Genomic DNA, 16,893 nt, shown 5'->3' with positions numbered 1-16,893 from the left:
ATGATTGCTCTCGTAGTAGCCCGGGCCGATAACGGCATAATTGGCCGCGACAACCAGCTGCCCTGGCACTTGCCCGCCGACCTCAAGCATTTTAAGCAGCTGACGACGGGGCACCCCATCGTGATGGGCCGGCGCACCTACGAGAGCATTGGCAAACCGCTGCCCAACCGGCGCAACATTGTGGTAACGCGCCAGACTGATTGGCAGGTTGAGGGCGTAGAAGTAGCACACTCGGTGCTAGGTGCGCTGGAGCTGGCCCGCCAAACCGCCGAGGAAGTGTACGTGATTGGCGGCGCCGAAATCTACCGCCAAGCCCTGCCCGCCGCCGACACCATTTACCTAACCGAGGTGCACCACGAGGCCGAAGGCGACACCGTACTGCCCGACTTTAAGGCCGATACTACTTGGCGCGAAACCAGCCGCGAGCGGCACGAGCCCGACGAGAAACACGCCTACGCCTACAGTTTCGTGACGCTACAACGCCGACGCTAAGCACCTAGGGAGCGGCTACGGAATCAGCAGCACTTTGCCTGTGCTTTGGCGGCTTTCGAGGTAGCGGTGGGCTGCGGCGCCATCGGCCAGCGCAAACGTGGCCGAAATATCGACGCGCAGCTTGCCTTGGCGCATTAGCTCGAACAAGGCAGTTGCCCGGCGCTGCCGTTCGGCCGGCGTGGTCAGGTAACTCCACAAGTCGCCGCCGGTCAGGGTCTTCGATTCGTCCATCAGCATGCGCGGATCAACGGGTGCGGGGTCGCCGCCGGCCATGCCGTAGAACACCACCGCTCCGCCAGCACTACGCGCTGCCCGTAGGCTATCGGGCACGGTGCTGCCCACCGAATCGTATACCACATCGGCGCCGGTAGGCTGGTTGCGGTACTCGCGTACGGCGCTTACCCAATCCTGCGAATACAACAGCACCTCATCGGCCCCAGCCGCGCGGGCGACAGCAGCCTTAGCCTCGCTCGAGGTTAGCCCGATAACGGTACCACCTAGGGCTTTGATGAACTGGGTGAGCAACTGCCCTACCCCGCCCGCCGCTGCGTGCACTACAGCCAAAGTGCCGGGCTGTACGCGGTAGCTATCGGAGCTAAGGTACTGCGCCGTGAGGCCCTGCAACAGCACGGCCGCGGCTTGTTTGCTTGTGATGTCGTGCGGCACGGGCAGGGCATGCGTTATGGGCACTAGCATCAACTCGGCGTTGGCGTGGGGTACATCGGCTACGGCTACCCGGTCGCCTACGCGCAGGGTGGTTACGTCGTCGGCCACGGTCTCTACTACTCCGGCCGCTTCGTAGCCCAAGATGTACGGCGGCTTGCCTACCAGGTGGTAGTTGCCGTTGCGGCGGTACACATCGGCAAAGTTTAGCCCGATGGCTTCGGTGCGCAGCAGAATGTGTCCGGGCCGAAGCGCCGGCGCCGGCATTACATCGTAGCGCAGTACCTCGGCATCGCCGAACTCATCGAAGCATAAAGCGTGCATGGTAGTTTGGAGCATGGCAGTTGCCCTAGGTGCCGAAACGTGCCTAACACCAAGGCAGGCCAAAGGTAACGGCATAACCCCGCCCACTACTCTGTAAAAAGAACCGGGGCCGCGACTTTGCTAGTCGCGGCCCCGGTTGCTTCGGCTTGCTTGGCACCTTGCTTAACGCAGCAGCACCAGCTTGCCCCACCCCTTCTTGAAGGCTTGCTCGGCCTTGGAGTTGGTGGTGCGGTGCTCGAATTTGTTTTGCGGGTCGTCCATCACCACGCGGTAGAGGTACGTACCGTTGGCCAGCTTATCGCCGTACTGGTCGGTGCCATCCCAGGCATACTCGGTGATGTTGTTGCCGATGTGCAGCGGGCCTAGTTCGGCCTGCATGATTTCGCGCACCACCTTTCCCGAGAGCGTCAGGATCTGAATCTTCATGTTGCGCGGCAGCTCGCTGCCCGTAAGCGTAAACACAAAGCGCGCCCGGCTGGTAACGGGGTTCGGATACGGGAAGATATTGGTGATGCTCGAGGTGTTGATTACCTCGAAGTTCACGGCATAACGCTGCGCGCCGGATTGGTTATCGGCCATGTCGCGGGCTTGCACCTCCAGCTTGTACACCCCATCGGCCAAGGTGCCGGGTGTGTAGTACACGCGCGTGCGGCCCGAGGCCGCATCGGGCGCAAACCGAATCAGCGAAGCATCCGTCATCGAAACCTGTTGCGGCGCCTGGTTGGGGCGCGTCAGGAACACCTGCACTTTGCTTGGGTCGTCGATGGGGCGGCGCTTGTCCTCGTACTTCACATCAACCAGGATTTCGGGGCGGGCCGATACAATGTCGCCGTTCAGGATGTGCACGCCATCGAAGGCCACATCGAGCACGGGCGGTACCGCAGTATTGGGTGCCTGGAAGGTCAGGTTTAGCTCGTTGTTGAAGTAATACTGCTCGGGCACCTGGCGCGAGTTCACCTGAATTCGCACGGCGCCTTCGCCTTTGAACGTGCGCACATCGAGGCGGAATACATAAGTGGCCACCGAATCGGACTTCAGGATGCGGGCCGACTGCAGCTCCACTTCTTTGCTTTGCCCATTGGCGGCGGTTTCGCGCACGGTAGCTTTGGCCCACAGGCGCTCCGGGAAATCAACAGCCGATACGTTCTCGAACTTCACCGGGATATCAAGGAAGCCCGAACTGGCGGCGTCGGCGTTCAGCTTGGCGGTGGCGTACACATTGGCCGGCAACGACGGATGGTCGCGGCGCACCACGCCTTCGGGCAGCGGCGTGTAGGTTACCAGCCACTGCTTAAGCTGCGGAGCGGTACGGTTGACCGAGTCGATGAGGACCGCCTCAAGTTGCAGGTACGGGTACTGCTGGGCGCTAACACCCGACAGCGAATGAGCCAAATTGGTAACACTGGGCACCAGCACGGTGCGGTTGTTCTGGGCGTCGTAGCCTACCAAGCGCAGCGTGTACGCATCAGCAGCATCGGTTTTCTTGATGGTGTGGTAAAGTGTTTGCCACTGTTGTGCGGGGCCAACGCGCGTGCTCACCACCGTACCAGTGCCTGCGCGCGCATTTACGGCGGCACCTAGGCTGATTTCCTGATTCTGGCGCGGTGTAGTGCTGGCAGCATCAAACGTACGCTCCTGCACTTGGCCGGGGAAACCTTTGCGTAGCATCATTACCAGCGGGTCGCCGTCCTGAGCTTGCTTGATTAGCCGCGAACCCATGGCTTCCAATTCGTTTTTCAGGGCCGCATCCATGCTGCCGAAGCGCACGGTATTCATGCTTACCAACGCTACATAATGCCCGGCTGGTACATCGCGCAGAAACTGCAGCAGCTTTGCCTGCCCGCTAGCCGTGTTGATGTTGTCGCTGCCATCGGCGTAGAAGTGGTACAGCGGAGCACCGTTCTGGCCGCAAAGCAAGTAGGCCCCGCCCATGTTGTTGAGTTGCTTAAGCGTACGGCCATCGTACACAGCGGCAATGATATTGGGCGTACCCGTACGGATAGAGCCACAGTTATCGGTTTGGGTAGAGATGTTGTCGGTGAGTACGCCGTAGCCCGGGCGGAAGGTGTTGCCACCGCTGCCGCCACCGGCGGTTTTCAACTGCACCTGCCGGGTGCGCTCCTCAAATTGCCAGCGGCCCGATGGAGCATCCTGCACCAAGCCGGTTTTCTGGTTCGAGGCCATTTGCCCGTAGTGGCTTTGCGACCACCCCCCGGGGCTATTGTTGATGTAGCGGAACGAGTTGGTTGCCCAGCTTTCGTCGAGGCCTTGGTTGGCCCCGAAACGTACGCGCCAGTAGTAGACCACCGAATCGCGCGGCGCACTAGGTGCCGGCAGGTTGGGGCGCCACTCCACCACATCCGTTGCTTGCACCGAATTATTGCGCAAAAAGGGTGAGTTGAAAGTAGCTACCGTGTCGAGCTGGAACTCGTAGGTGCGCAGCTGGGCCTGTGGCAAGTTGCTTTGCGCCACCAAGCGCACGTTCTGCTTGCCCACAATGGCAAAGTTGTGCGGGTTGAGCGCCGTTACCCCGCCTTGCAGGAAGCTGAACGTGGTGGTGACCGAGTTGTTGTTTTCGTTTAGCTCGTCGATTGCATTGGGGTCATCGATCCGTACCGTGAAGGTATTGAGGCCAAACACGTTGCCGGTATTCGTCAGCTCAAAGTCGAGCACGGCGTTGTTGCGCCAGCCGGCAAAGGTTTTGGAGGTGCGCGTAATCGTTGATCCAACCTGGCGCTCTACCGTCACCTTTACATCATCGGAAATGAATTTGCCGAAGTTGCTTGCGGTAATTTGCAAGTTGAACCGCTGCGACGAAGCCAACACCGGGCCCGGATCGAGCGGCAGTATTTGCGCACTGTTGGCGGCGTAATCCGGCTTTGGCGGCGCGAACAACGACAGCGCCGGGTCGCCCTGCCACGTGGTGTTCATCATCATGCTCACGGCATAACGGCTGCTCGTGTACTGCGGAATAGCCATTAAGCGCTTGTTCACCTCGGCCTGAATAACCGTAAGCGGCTTGCCGTACCACTGCGGATCGTTAAACATCAACAAGTACAGGCGGTCGGCGTAATCGTTCAGCTCGTTGTCGACGGCAAAGTCAGAGGTGGCCATAAAACCCACAGCACCTTTTTCGGGTGCCAATACCCAGGTTTCGCCGAAGGAGCCATAAGGGGTGTAGTTGTTGCCTACTGCACAGCCAAAAGCCATGAATACGGGGTATTTACCCTTATTGGCGTAACCACTGCTGGCGAGCGTAATGTCCTTGGGGTTCAGATCGAGGTAGGTTGTGGAGCCGTGCCCGAAGTAGGTAATCAGCGAAACACCCTGATTGAGCTTAGGCGCAATGTCGGTTTCAACAGGGTACGCCCCTAAGTTGCTGCGGAAGATGCTCTCAACGTTAGCCCCGAACAGCGGCGCTTCGGCGCGGCTTTGATATCGACGCAGGTAGCCATGGAACTGATCGAACTCGTTCTGCCGGACGCCGCCCCCTAGGTGCAGCACGTTCTTGCGCCACGGCTCAACACCTAGGGCTTCGTGGTCCTTCAGCTTGTTTAGGTAGCCGAGGACGTCGGCAGAAGTTTGGGCAGCTAAACGCCCCGTGGGTATTTGCGGGAAGTAAGAGTCGTTTTGCCAATCGGCGGTAAAGAAAATGTCCGAACCGCCGCGGGTACTGGCTGGCACTAAATCCGGGAATGTGGCCCGAGCAGCCGTAGAGGCTTTGCGGTAGAAGGTACCGCCCCAGCCTTCGGTTATCATTACGCCTTTGCCCAGCAGCAACAAGTAGCGATTGGCTACCGGCGCCGTGAGCATATATTGCGCAAAGCGCCGCACTGCCAGCGGCGACCGTTCGCCGTAGTGAAACTGGTCGTAGAGCAAGTCGCTGGTGACTACCAGGGTGTCGAAGCGCCCACCGGAGTTTGACGCGCGGTAGTTGGCGTACTCGCGCACTGGGTTGGCTACGTTGCCTGCCGGGCGCATCAGTGCTCCACTGCTTACAATTAAGAAATTATGGGCGCTGGGCGAGATGGGGCGAAAACGCACACGCACGGCTGGCGCGGGTACTTCGGCCTGCGCTGCATCGGCCAGTAGCAACTGGCGCGTGCGGCCAACCGCCGATGGGAACGTGAACACGCGCGAGTTGCTAGTACCAGCGCCGGCAATCCGTTGCACGTTGGCGGGGTCGGTTACATCGTAGCCAACTACCGAGGCCGAAATGCTATCGAGCTGGTAGCTGGCCGGCTCGGCCAAGGTAGAGTCGTTCAGGACTTGCAGGGCTGCCTGCCCCGCCTGCCACGTAACCGTTTGCGGGTGCACCACCCGGATGTAGCCAACCCTAAACTTGTCGGTAATGGGGGTTGTAGGGTTGCTAACGGCTACTTTGATTCCCACCCGACCATTGGCGCCAATGTCGCTGCGCTGCAGTTGGTACTGCACTTTTCGTACAGCGTAAGGGCCATAGTTAACAGGTGTAGAGGTGAGCACGCGTTCGGCACCGTTGCCCCCTGCCACAGCCGATATTAGGGTGTTGTGCATCGAAGGCGAAGCGCCTACCAACAGCACCTCTACCCATGGCATGGCACCCTGCGCCGAGCGGCGGCCAATGCCGTCGAGTTGGTAAGTCCAGCTGCTGCCAATCGCGCCGCCTAGGAAACCCTCGCCGCTGTCGGCCCAGGGCATCCAAGCTAATTGCGCATCGGTTTGGCCATAGTGGTAGTCGCCGTTATCAATTAGTAGGCGCGGCTGCAGCCAGTTGTTGTGGTGGCCGCTGGCCGTAACTGCCGGCTCGGCCATGCGCTTGCCCGTGGTAGCCTGCGACCAGGTAAGGAAGTACGCTGCCGTATCGGTAAATAGGCTGTAGAGCTGGTGCGGCTGCTCAGCAGCCGTTTTGTACATGTCGCGGTCGAGTTTGCCGTCGTTGCGCTGGCCGAAGAACTCGAGGTAAGTAGTAGCATCAAGCTGTGCCTGGTTGCCGCCGCCGTACATGGCTACCTCCTGCCCGCGCCGCCACAACTGCAGGCGCCGGGGCTCTACCCCGTTCAGACCAAGCCGTGAGAGGTAGGCCTGATCGAGGCGGTAGATGCCGTCCTTGATGATTTTGATTTTGTAATACGTCTGGCTGTGGTTGATCCACTCGTTGCCGTACTGCCGGGTTTGTGCCCCAACTGATTGGGCCAGCCCCATCAGGAGTACTGCCAGCAATATGCTCCACCGCCACATGCGAGGTGCGTATCGGTTCTTCATAACGTTGTTATCTATAACGTCGGCGGTTGGTACCTAGGGACACCGCCATCTGCCAATACTTTTATTTGAAGGCGTAACCCAACGACACCATAATGGAATTGGCCTGCGAGCTTTGTCCTAGCCGTTCGATGGCCAAGCGCGACAGTGCCAAATCGAGACGCAGGCCGCTCAGGGCCACGCCTACACCTAGGGTTGGCTGCACCTTCCACTCCTCCTTGCCGCTGAATGCCTCAATCTTCTGCACGTTGGTAGCACCGCCGCGCAAAAACAGCAGGTTGCGGTACCCAATTTCGGCCCCAATGTGGGGCGCAATGCTCACGAAGTTGGTAGAAACCGGCGTGTTGCGCTTACCGTCGGTAGTGATTTCCAAATCAGTAGCCAAAACGGCTGTCAGCTCGCCGGGCAGCTTAAACGAGCGGCTCACGCCTAGCACAAACCGAGGCAGCGTTACTTCCGTGCTGTTGCTTGGCACGAAATCCAGCGTATCGATGGTAGGCTGAAACTTCTCGGCGTTGATTTTCCAGGTGTTGTAGGTGGTGGTAATGTCGCGGGCCATCAGCCCAAAACGCCAATTGTTGCGCTCGTACTGCGCGCCGGCATCAATCCCAAAGCCCCAAGCATTGGCGTAGTCGCCCACGTTGCGGTAAATAATTTTGGCGTTGGCCCCTAGCTGCAGCCCCTCAATGGCTTCCAGCTTGCGGGCATACGAAAGCAGCAGGCCATAATCGGCTACCGAGAAGTAGGTAATTCGGTCGTAGGAAATCTGATTGTACTCGTTCACCAAAGCCCGGGTGTCCGGAATGTCATCTACCCCAACCCGGATGATGCTGGCCCCAATGGCGCTGCGCTCGTCGAGCGGCATCGAGAAAGCGGCGTAATCGTTCTTGACAATGCCCGAAAACAGCTCGGAGTGCATCAGCACGGCATCGTATTTCGACTTCTGCCGCAGCAGGCCGGCAGGGTTCCAGTAGCCGGCGGTGGCATCATCGGCCAAGCTTACTTGGGTGCTACCCATGGCCAGGGCCCGTCCGCCCACGCCAATCGAGAGAAAGTCGTTGCTATACTTAGGGGTATTGTCCTTAGGCACCGGATTGGTTTGTGCCTGCGCTGCTACCACTCCTAACAGCGGAGCAACCAGCAACGTGGTGATAGAGCGACGGAAGAAGTGTGTCATAGAGTAACGAAAACACCCGGTTACGAACGAGCTTTCACAACGCAAGTTACTTATTAATAGTGCAGCACGCGGCAGCTCATTTGCCTCAGCTTTATGCAGGGGCCTAGCTTTAGCGGAAACCCACATGAGGGTACGAAGTCTCGGGGGCAGCTGGTTTGCATCAGCCCCTCGGGCGACAATCAGCCGCTGATTACTATAAGCATAGCTCACGGCTGATTCATCAACGCTTTGTCAATCAACTAAATGATTGTTGGGATATTCTGAAACAAAAATTATTTCAACCAAGTACCTTGCTTTACAAAGTACCTGCTTTTATATTTGTACCATACTTCACCGACTACTGCCCGCAAAGCCTATGAAAGTCGAAAACACCCAAGTGCAGATGCGGAAGGGCATTCTGGAATTCTGCATCCTGGAAATCATTGCGCGGGGCGAGGTGTATGCCTCCGACATGCTGGAGGAGCTAACCCAAGCCCGCATGATTGTGGTGGAGGGTACGCTGTACCCCCTGCTAACCCGCCTGAAGAATGCCGGCCTGCTCGATTATACCTGGAAGGAATCGAGCAGTGGACCACCCCGCAAGTACTATACCCTTACCGAGGTGGGGCAGCAGTTCTTGCACGAGTTGCGCCTAACGTGGGAGGAGATTGAGGACTCGATCCAGATCATCCGCTCCAACCCCAACGGCAACTCCTCTGCCAGCGTCGCGCCCGCCGGCGCCTCCATCTGACTCACCACCCCTACAGTTGCAGCACTGCGATGAAAAAGAATATCAGCATCAATCTGCAGGGCCTGATCTTCCACATTGAGGAAGACGGCTACGAAGTACTCCAGCGCTACCTGCAGGACGTGAAGGCGTACTTCAGTACTTACCGCGGACACGAGGAAATTGTGGCCGATATCGAAGGACGCATTGCCGAAATCTTTGCCGCCCGCCTCTCCAGCACCAAGCAGGTTATCACGTTCGAAGACGTGGAAGCCGTGGTGGCGAAAATGGGCCGCGTGCAGGACTTTCAGCAGGATGGCCAGCTCGACGATGACGACGACGTAGCGGATACCGCTAGCTACGGCCAGCCCCTAGGTGGTGGCGCCTACGCTGGCACTAGCACCGCCACGGCGCCCGCTCCTACGGTGGTTGAAGAACCCCGCCGCCTCTACCGCGACATGACGAACCGCCGCGTAGCGGGTGTGGCAGCCGGTTTGGCCCGCTACTTCAACATCAACCCGCTGTGGGTGCGCCTTATTTTTATCGGCACGCTTTTCTCGCCCATCATCGGCGATATCCTAGGTGCTCTGCCAGCCATTAGCCTGCTCACCTACGTGGTGCTCTGGATTGCGCTGCCCAAGCGCTTCGATGACCGCCCCATGCCTGACGATGACGTGACGCGCAAACTCTTCCGCGACACTGATAGTGGCTCGATTGGCGGTGTAGCCGCTGGTTTGGCCGCCTACATGGGCATCGAGGTAGCTATTCTGCGCATCGTATTTGTGCTTAGCATCTTCCTGGGTGGCACGGGCCTATTGCTGTACCTGATTCTGTGGATGGTGGTGCCGCCAGCGCGCACCCTATCCCAGAAAGCCCAGATGCGCGGCGAAGCCGTAACCCTTTCGGGCCTCGAGCAAAGCCTGCGCAACCAAGGCACTACGCCCGTCAGTAATCGCCCCGTAGGCGCTTTTATTGAGGAGCTGGGCCGCGCCATTCGGCCGGTAGCCCGGGTATTGGGCACGGTAGTGCGCGTATTCGTAGGCCTGATGTTTATCCTGATTGGTTTTGGCCTGCTCATGGGCCTGCTGATTGTGGCTGGTGTGGCCATTGGTCTGTTGCCCGAGTCGCAAAACATTCAGCTGGGCGATGCCCCGGCCTTTGCCGTGCTGGCCGGTGTGCCGTGGTGGTTTGTGGTGAGCGGTTTCCTGGCGGCTGGTATTCCGGTGTTGCTGCTGCTGTTCTCGGGCGTTGGCCTGCTGGTGCGCCGCTGGTTGCTGAACCGTACGCTTACGCTCCTATTGCTGGGCCTTTGGATGCTGGGTATTGTGGGTTCCATTGCCGGTGGCGTGCGCCTCTCGCAGGAGTTTCAGGAAGAAGGCAGCTACACCACTAACCGCACCCTAGGTACGTTGGCTGGCAACACCATTACGCTCGACGCCCGCGAGCTGGATTACGACTGGAATATGCAGCCCGAAATCCTATTTGCACCGGCAGATAGCGGAAACACGATCGTGATGACGCAAGAAGCCCGCGCCCACGGCCGCACCCTGGAAGACGCAACGAACACCGCGCGTAACTCCATTGCCTACCGTGCCGTGCTGCGCGATTCGAGCGTGGTGCTCGATAACCGCTTCTCGTTCCGCCCGGGTGCCATCTTCCGCGACCAGGAGCTCGACGTAACCCTGCGCCTGCCCCGCAACAAGCAGTTCCGTATCACGCGCGACTTTGCCCATTTGCTCGACGATTACAACTTCCTGAACGATCAGCGCCCCGAGGATGCGTCGAAGCACCTCTACCGCCTGCGCGGCAATCAGCTTGAGTGCATCGACTGCTCTGCCGAAGATTTCCCACAGCCCGAGGGCGAAGACGAGGAAGGCTACGAAGGCGAGTTCAACAGCGACGGCGTGCGCATTGATGTAGACACGGACGACGAGGATGTGAACATCGAAGTCGACCTAGGCGACGTGGATGAGTTCTCGACCGACCCCGCCGATTATGGCGACGCCCGCCGCAGCTACAACGAGGCCAATTTTAGCAAAGTAGAAGTGAACGGCGCCTACCACGTGGTGCTGCGCCAAGGCGGCCAGTACCAGGTGCAAGCCTACGGCACCGACCGCGAGCTAAACCAGTTGGATGTACATCGCAACGGCGACGAGTTAGTGGTACGTCCCCGCCGCAGCAACCTCTTCGGCAACTGGCGCCGCAACGATGGCGACGAAGTGCTGGTAGAAGTAACCCTGCCCACGCTAAGCAGCCTCGAGCTAGCCGGTGCCGTGAAGGCTGAAGCTACGGGCTTCAACGACCTGAATACCCTGAATGTGGAGCAAGCAGGTGCCAGCCACCTGCGCTTCGCCGGCACCTGCAAGGCACTGTCGCTCGATTTGGCCGGCGCTTGCAAATCGTCGCTGACGGGCCAAGCCGACCAACTGCGCCTCGAAGGCAGCGGCGCTTGCCAGGTGCAAGCCAGCGAGTTTCCGGTAAACAACGCCGAGGTGGAGCTAACGGGTGTAAGCAAAGCCCGCCTAGCAGTGGTTCGGCAGCTACGCACCGATGTTTCCGGAGCCAGCCAGGTAGCTTACAGCGGCAACCCCTCCAACGTGCGCAACAGCAAATCGGGTGCTTCCAAGGTATCCCGCGTTCAGGAGTAATTCTTGAAAACAAAGCCTTGCGTTAAGTACTTAATCTACTGCGCTACTGCTTATCTTACAGGTGTATCCTTCGCGCGATAACTGCGTAAGCAGGAGCATGGGACTTAACACCTTCCGCTACAACTCTACGAGTTTAGGGGCTCCTTGGTGAGTGAATGGTTGCCCCCGAGGAGACCTTCAACCTTTCGCGCTGCAACTGGAAGGTGACGGTTTCCTCGAACTCGCAGCGGCTGCTGCCCAGAGGAAAAACAAAGCGACGCGCCAGTGCTGGCGCGTCGCTTTGTTTTTCCTAGGTGCTCAGTTAGATCCGGCCAATACTCATGGCAAGGGTACCGCAGGAGCCCCCGCAGCGTCGGTCGATTTGGGTTCGAGGCCTTTGCGGCGCCCAAGCTCGAGTAGCAGTGCGTACGCTTCGGCAAACTCGTTGCGCACCTGTCCATCAAGAATAGCCTCCAGCACAGCATCCTTCAGCTCGCCCACGGCTTTGGAGGGCGAGAGGCCAAAGGTTTGCATGATTACCTCGCCGGTAATCACGGGCTTGAAGTTGCGCAGGTGGTCTTTTTCCTCTACCTCCTTCAGCTTCTCCTCCACCCGCTCGAAATTGCGCAAGTAGCGGGCCACACGCTGGTGGTCTTTGCTGGTGATGTCGGCGCGGCACAACGTCATCAGGCGGTCGATATCGTCGCCGGCTTCAAACAACAGGCGGCGCACGGCCGAGCCGGTTACGGTTTCCTTTACCAGCGCAATGGGGCGCAGGTGCAGTTTTACCAACTTTTGCACCATGCGCATTTCCTCACCTAGGGGCAGCTTCAAATCCGCGAAGATGCCGGGCACCCACCGGGCACCTTTGTCCTCGTGCCCATGAAACGTCCACCCAACTTTGGGGTCGAAGCGTTTGGTGGGCGGCTTGGCAATGTCGTGCAGAATGGCAGCCCAACGGAGCCACAAGTCGGCACCGGCAGCTACCACGTTGTCGAGCACCTGCAGCGTGTGGTAAAAATTGTCTTTGTGTGCGTGCTGTCCACGGCGTTCCACCCCGTACAACGCTGCCATCTTCGGAAAAATGAGCTGCAGCAGGCCGCTAGCAAACAGCAGCTTGAAGCCGTAGCTCGGCTTCGGCGCCATGATAATCTTGTTCAGCTCGTCGGTAATCCGCTCCTGCGATACAATCTTGATGCGTTCCTTATTTCGACCGATGGCATCAAAAGTATCGGGGTCGATGTCGAAGTTTAACTGCGTGGCAAACCGAACGGCCCGCATCATGCGCAATGGGTCGTCGGAAAAAGTGATATCCGGATCGAGCGGCGTGCGGATAATCTTATCCTGCAGGTCCTGTATGCCGTTATAGCGGTCAACGAGCGTACCGAAGTCGTCGGCGTTCAGGCTCAGGCCTAGGGCATTGATGGTGAAGTCGCGGCGAGCCAAGTCTTCCTCGAGGGTTCCGGCCTGCACCTCCGGTTTGCGCGATTCGGCCCGGTAGCTTTCTTTGCGGGCACCCACAAACTCCAGCACTATTTCGGGCGTGGGCAACATGGCCGTGCCAAAGTTCTTGAACACGGTTACGCGGGGGCGGTTGGGTAACTTACGGCCGACCGCTTGCGCCAGGGTAATCCCATCGCCCACGCACACCACGTCCACATCTTTGCTGGGGCGCTCCAGCGCTAGGTCGCGCACGTAACCGCCGATTACAAATGCTGGGTAGCCCAGTTCCTGAGCCGCTTCGGCTATGGTGCGAAACAAAAAAAGGTCGGGTAACTGGGGGTGTTTCATGCCGCAAAGTTCGGCAACGCCGGTTTAGCAACCATACCCCTGCTCTATAGGGCCGCTTGTTATCGGGCTTGCATTGCAATCCATCCGGCGGCTTGTACGTTTCGACTTCAGGCAGTTAAAGCAAGCGCTAGAGTGCTGTGTGCCTGCACGGGTCGGTTCAAAACACGTGTGAGATGATCCTAGCCTTCCCTCATCAGTGCCGTTTGACTTTTTGTGAAGCAGCCTTCCTCGTCCGTTTGCTGTTCGGTTTGCGCGTAGCGACGCTGTTGGTGGGCTTAATACCTATGCTGAAGTGCAAAGGAGACTAATTGCAAGTACGCACCTGCCGCCTGTACGTGCTCTGCCCCGCAATTCCAACGGTCAGCGTTGCTAACGGTGAGAAGCATTTTTGCTCAAGGCATAGCTATGAAACTATGCGCATGCTGCTGTAGCCGAGTCCTAATCGCGTAACAACTCGAGCGAACCATTGGCCAGTACACGTACTATGCGTGAGGGTTCCGAGCGCTTTTCGTCGTCTTGCCGCCAGTTTACCACATGGTCGACTCCGCGCACAATGGCAGGGTCAATTTCCTTGTAAATAGCCGGCGTGGGTTGCCCACTGATGTTCGCGGAGGTAGAGACCAGTCCGTGGCCTAGCCGCCGCACCACTTTGTGGGTAAACTCGTCGCCGCGCACCACGCGCAGGCCAATGGTACCGTCGGCAGCCAGAAGGTTGGGCGCCACCAAGCGGCTGCCCTTCACCACGTAAGTAGTAGGGCGCTGCTGCTCGGCTAGCAGTTGGCCTAGGTTGTCGGGCACTTGCTCGGCGTAGCGAGCAAACATAGCTTCGTCGGCTACCAATATAATACAGCCTTTTTCGCCTGGTCGTTGCTTTAGTTTATGCACTTTCTCAACCGCTCGGGGCACCTCCGCATCGCAACCAATCCCCCATACCGTATCGGAGGGGTACAAAATGACCAGCTGCATCAGCAGCGCATCCACGGCTGCTTCAACCTCCTGTTGAAAGTAGTTCATAAAAGAAGTTAGTCGACCTCCAGATCCGAAGAGGTAATTTCCTGGCAGAGCTCTACCAATACGCCGTGTGCGCTCTTGGGGTGCACAAAGCACACCAGCTTGTTATCGGCGCCGCGTTTGGGCTGCTCGTTTAGCAACGTAAACCCCGCTTCGCGCAGGCGCTGCATCTCAGCCCTGATGTCGCTCACTTCAAACGCCACGTGGTGAATACCTTCCCCCTTCTTGGCCACAAACTTGGTAATAGCGCTTTCGGGCGTGGTGCCACCTAGCAGTTCAATCTTTGAGCCGCCTACTTTAAAGAACACCGTATCCACGCCTTCGCTTTCCACGGTTTCGCGTTTGTAAGGCTCCATCCCGAGCAACGTAGTGTAAAGCGTAGTGGCCGCTTCGAGGTCGTTTACGGCTAAGCCTAGGTGTTCCAGATTGGTAAACATGAGGGTTCAGATAAAGGCTGCGGCCGCTATGCCGAGCTTATTTGGATTGTGTCTACTTTTGTGGAGCAAAAGTAAACCTACGCGTCAACTTTGCTGTTCTAGTGGCGAATCATTCTCCGCTAGCTACCTTTACGCCGACAATAGAAAGCATTATGCTCAAGCTGCCCATTTACCTCGACAACAACGCCACCACCCCGCTCGATCCGCGCGTGTTGGAGGCCATGTTGCCTTACTTCACCGAGCATTTCGGCAACGCTGCCTCGCGCAACCACGCCTTTGGCTGGCAAGCCGAAGAAGCCGTGGATTATGCCCGCGAGCAAATTGCGCAGCTAATCAACTGCGACCCCAAGGAAATCATCTTCACCTCGGGCGCAACCGAGTCGGATAACCTTGCTATCAAAGGCGTGTTCGAGATGTATGCTCAGAAGGGCAACCACATCATCACCGCCACTACTGAGCACAAAGCCGTGCTCGATACCTGCAAGCACCTCGAGAAACTGGGTGCCCGCGTAACTTACCTACCTGTTAACGCCGAGGGTCTCATCGACCTGAACGAGCTGGAAGCAGCCATGACACCCCAGACCATTCTGGTGAGCATCATGTATGCCAACAACGAAATCGGCGTGATTCAGCCCATCCGCGAAATCTCGGCTATTGCCAAGAAGCACGGTGCGCTGTTCTTCACCGACGGCACCCAATCGGTGGGCAAAATTCCCGTCGACGTAATCGCCGACGGCATTGATTTGATGTCGTTTTCGGGCCACAAAATGTACGGCCCCAAGGGCATCGGTGCTCTGTACGTACGCCGCAAGAACCCGCGCGTGAAGGTAACCGCTCAAATGGACGGCGGCGGCCACGAGCGCGGCATGCGCTCGGGCACCCTCAACGTGCCCGGCATTGTGGGCTTGGGCAAAGCCTGCGAGCTAGCCCGCCTGGATATGGACGCCGACACCCAGCGCATCGCTGCGATGCGCGACCGTTTGGAGCGCGAGTTGCTGACGCTGGAAGAAAGCTACGTAAACGGTTCGCGCGAACACCGCCTGCCGCACACTACCAACATCTCCTTTAAGTACGTGGAAGGTGAAGGCCTGATGATGGGTGTGAAAGACCTAGCCGTTTCGTCGGGCTCGGCCTGTACTTCGGCTTCGTTGGAGCCTTCGTACGTGCTTAAGGCCCTGGGTCTGAGCGACGACCTGGCGCACTCTTCGCTGCGCTTTGGTCTATCGCGCTTCACTACCGATGAGCAAATCGATTACGCCATCGGCCACGTAAAAGAAGCTGTAACAAAGCTCCGCGAGATGTCGCCGCTGTGGGAGATGTTCAAAGAAGGCATCGACCTCAACTCTATCGAGTGGGCCGAACACTAAGATCAGTTGGTGAGTTTTTGAGTTTGGGAATGCATGAATTGCTATAGCAGCACTTCTCCCCCTCTTGAACTCACAAACTCCTAAACTCAAAACTCTTAAACTACTTTAAGTCCGTCATGGCTTACTCCGATAAAGTAATCGACCATTACAGCAACCCGCGCAACGTGGGTACGCTGGATAAAAGCAAAAAGACTGTAGGCACCGGCCTGGTAGGCGCTCCTGAGTGCGGCGACGTAATGCGCCTGCAGATTGAGGTTGACGAAGCCACCAACATCATCACCGATGCCAAGTTCAAGACGTTTGGCTGTGGCTCGGCCATTGCTTCGTCGTCGCTCGCTACCGAGTGGCTGAAGGGCAAGTCAGTAGACGAAGCGCTGGCCATCGACAACATGGAGATTGTGGAAGAGTTGGCCTTGCCGCCCGTTAAGATCCACTGCTCGGTGTTGGCCGAAGACGCCATCAAAGCTGCTATCAACGACTACCGTGTAAAGAACGGTCTTCCGGCACTGGAAGAGGCCAAGTCGCACCACTAATAGGGTTCAGGCATTAGGGCTTAGGTATTAGGCTGGCCGGAATATATCTCCGCCTCCTAAGCCTAAGCCCTAATGGCTAACATGCCAATACCTACCGCATGGAAGTTTCCAACGACGTACACGTTGAAAGCGCCCGCATTCAGCGGCTGATTGAGGACACGCTGGGCATGCAGCCCGGTAATCTGCTCTTCGATTTTCGCCAGCTCGATGGGCAGGTGCGTTTGGATTTGATTACGGTGAATCCGCGCCACCACCAAAGCTTCTTGTTTCGCTACGAAGTAGGTTACGACAAGCTCGACGCGCTGCGCAAGATGCTGGCCTATGTACAGAACTTTCGCGACAACGAAAGCTCCTACACCCTGCAGTGGCGGGCCCGCGGCGATAAAGAGTTGCAGACCTCCTACTTCCGGGCGCACAACGTGTACGAAGCTTTGGATAAGCTCTACTACGGTCGCGACTTGAACACCATTACGGTCTTCAGCGTTGTGCTGAATCCTTCTTCCTAGTTGGTTGTTATTCACCTA

12 protein-coding genes are annotated in these 16,893 nt (G+C 58.0%); 6 read left to right on the top strand and 6 right to left on the bottom strand.

Annotated elements, in window-relative coordinates; all coding sequences use genetic code 11:
• Window positions 1-492, top strand: coding sequence for a dihydrofolate reductase (locus tag ASU33_RS07840; protein WP_059069934.1), 492 nt, complete (start codon window positions 1-3; stop codon window positions 490-492).
• Between the two features lie 15 nt (window positions 493-507).
• Here the strand turns inward: ASU33_RS07840 and ASU33_RS07835 are convergent, their stop codons facing one another.
• The 3 genes from ASU33_RS07835 to ASU33_RS07825 all read right to left on the bottom strand — a co-directional run bounded on the left by ASU33_RS07835 (window position 508) and on the right by ASU33_RS07825 (window position 7,897).
• Window positions 508-1,494 carry a quinone oxidoreductase family protein gene (locus ASU33_RS07835; RefSeq protein WP_216818548.1) on the bottom strand — a complete coding sequence of 329 codons (987 nt, stop codon included), beginning with the start codon at window positions 1,492-1,494 and terminating at the stop codon, window positions 508-510.
• A gap of 147 nt (window positions 1,495-1,641) precedes the next feature.
• Window positions 1,642-6,723, bottom strand: coding sequence for a putative type IX secretion system sortase PorU2 (porU2, locus tag ASU33_RS07830; protein WP_078062968.1), 5,082 nt, complete (start codon window positions 6,721-6,723; stop codon window positions 1,642-1,644).
• Between the two features lie 61 nt (window positions 6,724-6,784).
• Window positions 6,785-7,897, bottom strand: coding sequence for a putative type IX sorting system protein PorV2 (locus tag ASU33_RS07825; protein ID WP_059069930.1), 1,113 nt, complete (start codon window positions 7,895-7,897; stop codon window positions 6,785-6,787).
• A 355-nt stretch (window positions 7,898-8,252) separates the two neighbouring features.
• Between ASU33_RS07825 and ASU33_RS07820 the strand changes: the two genes are divergently transcribed.
• Both ASU33_RS07820 and ASU33_RS07815 read left to right on the top strand, forming a co-directional pair.
• The gene (locus ASU33_RS07820) at window positions 8,253-8,627 is read left to right on the top strand and encodes a PadR family transcriptional regulator (protein WP_059069929.1); all 375 of its coding nucleotides are present in this window, start codon (window positions 8,253-8,255) and stop codon (window positions 8,625-8,627) included.
• Between the two features lie 29 nt (window positions 8,628-8,656).
• Complete coding sequence (locus tag ASU33_RS07815; protein ID WP_059069927.1) at window positions 8,657-11,251, top strand: PspC domain-containing protein; 2,595 nt, start codon at window positions 8,657-8,659, stop codon at window positions 11,249-11,251.
• A gap of 318 nt (window positions 11,252-11,569) precedes the next feature.
• Here the strand turns inward: ASU33_RS07815 and ASU33_RS07810 are convergent, their stop codons facing one another.
• The 3 genes from ASU33_RS07810 to mce form a co-directional block, all read right to left on the bottom strand.
• On the bottom strand, window positions 11,570-13,021 hold the full coding sequence (locus ASU33_RS07810) for a CCA tRNA nucleotidyltransferase (protein ID WP_059069925.1): 1,452 nt from the start codon (window positions 13,019-13,021) through the stop codon (window positions 11,570-11,572).
• A gap of 438 nt (window positions 13,022-13,459) precedes the next feature.
• Window positions 13,460-14,035 carry an L-threonylcarbamoyladenylate synthase gene (locus ASU33_RS07805; protein ID WP_059069923.1) on the bottom strand — a complete coding sequence of 192 codons (576 nt, stop codon included), beginning with the start codon at window positions 14,033-14,035 and terminating at the stop codon, window positions 13,460-13,462.
• Window positions 14,036-14,043: 8 nt separating this feature from the next.
• The gene (mce, locus tag ASU33_RS07800; RefSeq protein ID WP_059069922.1) at window positions 14,044-14,469 is read right to left on the bottom strand and encodes a methylmalonyl-CoA epimerase; all 426 of its coding nucleotides are present in this window, start codon (window positions 14,467-14,469) and stop codon (window positions 14,044-14,046) included.
• Between the two features lie 152 nt (window positions 14,470-14,621).
• On the opposite strand from mce, the gene ASU33_RS07795 reads away from it, so the two are divergent.
• The 3 genes from ASU33_RS07795 to ASU33_RS07785 all read left to right on the top strand — a co-directional run bounded on the left by ASU33_RS07795 (window position 14,622) and on the right by ASU33_RS07785 (window position 16,875).
• Window positions 14,622-15,836, top strand: coding sequence for an IscS subfamily cysteine desulfurase (locus tag ASU33_RS07795; protein WP_059069920.1), 1,215 nt, complete (start codon window positions 14,622-14,624; stop codon window positions 15,834-15,836).
• Window positions 15,837-15,952: 116 nt separating this feature from the next.
• Window positions 15,953-16,369 (top strand): Fe-S cluster assembly scaffold IscU, encoded by a 417-nt coding sequence (gene iscU / locus ASU33_RS07790; protein WP_059069919.1) that lies wholly within the window; start codon window positions 15,953-15,955, stop codon window positions 16,367-16,369.
• A 98-nt stretch (window positions 16,370-16,467) separates the two neighbouring features.
• Window positions 16,468-16,875, top strand: coding sequence for an ATP-grasp domain-containing protein (locus ASU33_RS07785; protein ID WP_059069916.1), 408 nt, complete (start codon window positions 16,468-16,470; stop codon window positions 16,873-16,875).
• Window positions 16,876-16,893: the final 18 nt, after the last annotated feature.

This window comes from Solirubrum puertoriconensis, from assembly GCF_001483135.1.
GTDB lineage: Bacteria > Bacteroidota > Bacteroidia > Cytophagales > Hymenobacteraceae > Solirubrum > Solirubrum puertoriconensis.
This window is presented reverse-complemented; position numbering and strand designations above follow the sequence as displayed.